Origin of the sequence: Streptomyces sp. NRRL WC-3605, from assembly GCF_001509795.1 — a bacterium.
Taxonomy (GTDB): domain Bacteria; phylum Actinomycetota; class Actinomycetes; order Streptomycetales; family Streptomycetaceae; genus Streptomyces; species Streptomyces viridochromogenes.
Genome location: NZ_LLZN01000116.1, coordinates 1 through 1,946 on the forward strand (window position 1 = coordinate 1; position 1,946 = coordinate 1,946).

Sequence of the window (1,946 nt, forward strand, 5' to 3'; positions counted from 1 at the left end):
CCCCCCCGTTACCTTTTTCGTGGCTCCGCAATGGGGCTTCCGGCCTTCGGGTCCGGCATGACTTCCCCCTCCTGTTGTTGATGATCTGGGGGGTGGTGTCACCGGGTCCGGAGGCATCGACGGACCGCTGATGAGGGGCTTGAGCACCGGCTTCACCCAAGCCGGAAGAGCTCTCCGTAACGTGGATGTGGCAGCTCGGTGCCCTGGCAAGGCCGGACGAAAGCGTGATGGAGGGGCCCTGCACGTGATCGACACCGGCGACATCGACGTCTTCCTCGGCCTGGACGTCGGCAAGGGCGAACACCACGCCACCGCCATCACCCAAGCCGGCAAGAAAGCCTTCGACAAGCGGCTGCCCAACACCGAACCCAAGCTCCGCGAGCTGTTCGCCAAACTCCAGGCCAAGCACGGAACCGTGCTGGTCGTGGTCGACCAGCCAGCCTCGATCGGCGCCTTACCACTGGCGGTTGCGAGGGACATGGGCTGCCCGGTCGCCTATCTGCCGGGTCTGACGATGCGGCGGATCGCCGACCTCTACCCGGGCGAAGCCAAGACGGACGCGAGGGATGCGTTCATCATCGCCGACGCGGCCCGCGCGATGCCTCACACGCTGCGGACGATCGACGGCGAGGACGAAACGATCGCCGAGCTGGAGATGATCGTCGGGTTCGACGACGACCTGGCCGGCGAAGCCACCAGGGTCGCCAACCGACTGCACGGCCTGCTGACCCAGATCCATCCATCGCTGGAACGGGTGCTGGGGCCACGGTTGCAGCACCCGGCCGTCCTCACGCTGCTGGAGCGTTTCGGATCTCCGGCACAGATCCGCAAAGCGGGCAGGCGGCGCTTAGTCACGTTGTTACGGCCGAGGGCGCCGCGGATGGCCGAGCGGCTCGTCGACGAGATCTTCGCCGCGTTGGACGAGCAGACCGTCACCGTCCCGGGGACGGAGGCGGCCGCGCTGATCGTCCCGAGCCTTGCCGGGTCCCTGACGGCCGTGCTCGACCAGCGGAAGCTCCTGGCTGGGCGGATCGAGGAGCTCCTGGAGGAACACCCTCTTTCCAAGGTCCTGACGTCGATGCCCGGCATCGGCGTCAGGACCGGAGCCAGGATCCTGATCGAGGTCGGCGACGGCAGCACTTTCCCGACCGCCGGCCACCTCGCCGCCTACGCCGGACTCGCTCCCGCGACCCGGAACTCGGGCTCCTCGATCCGCGGCGAACAGCCCTCCAGGAGAGGAAACAAGCAGCTCAAACGGGCCTTCTTCCTCTCCGCGTTCGCGGCCCTGGGCGATCCGGCATCGCGGGCCTACTACGACAAGAAGATCGCCCAGGGCAAGCACCACACTCAGGCCCTCCTCTGCCTCGCCAGACGCCGGGCCGACGTCCTCTTCGCGATGCTCCGAGACGGCACCTTCTACGAACCCCAGCCCGCCCGGGCCGTCGCTCCGCAGACCTAGACCATGGTCAGGAGTTGATCGGTTGGACCGTAGTCGATCTTCCAGTCGGCATAGACCCCGCAGAATCCGTCCTTGATGCACCGCAGGCCCACGGTCACCCAACGGACCGAGCCGTCGCCGGCTAGCGAAAACGCTACTGCCGTCTCGAACTCCTCGCTCCCGCAAGGGCAGCCGGCCTCGCCAGGATCAGCGTCCTCCCAGAACTCCTCGCTATCCGCGATGAACGCGCGGCCGCCGCAACCAGCGCACACCCGCTCGGCTCCGCCCTCGACATCGTCAACGAGCACAAAGAACACGCGCCCGTCACACCCGCCACAGACGGACGGAACGATCTTCACCCGACGGTCGTCGTCAACGTTCCGGAGAAACACTGCGAGGTCCGCAGAGACACCCTCGCCAACCTCGTCATCAGCATGCACAGGCACATCGTCCCAGACGCCGAACCAGCACCCATCTACCTTGACCAGAGACATAGGGGCACCCCCCC

At 66.8% G+C, this 1,946-nt stretch carries 2 protein-coding genes; one reads left to right on the plus strand and one right to left on the minus strand.

What is annotated here, in order from left to right:
* Positions 1-244: 244 nt before the first annotated feature.
* Positions 245-1,459, plus strand: coding sequence for an IS110 family transposase (locus ADL34_RS33530; RefSeq protein ID WP_420714287.1), 1,215 nt, complete (start codon positions 245-247; stop codon positions 1,457-1,459).
* Here ADL34_RS33530 and ADL34_RS33535 read toward each other — a convergent pair.
* The coding region (locus ADL34_RS33535; protein WP_234375169.1) for a hypothetical protein at positions 1,456-1,946 on the minus strand (491 nt) is incomplete at its 5' end. The genes ADL34_RS33530 and ADL34_RS33535 overlap by 4 nt on opposite strands.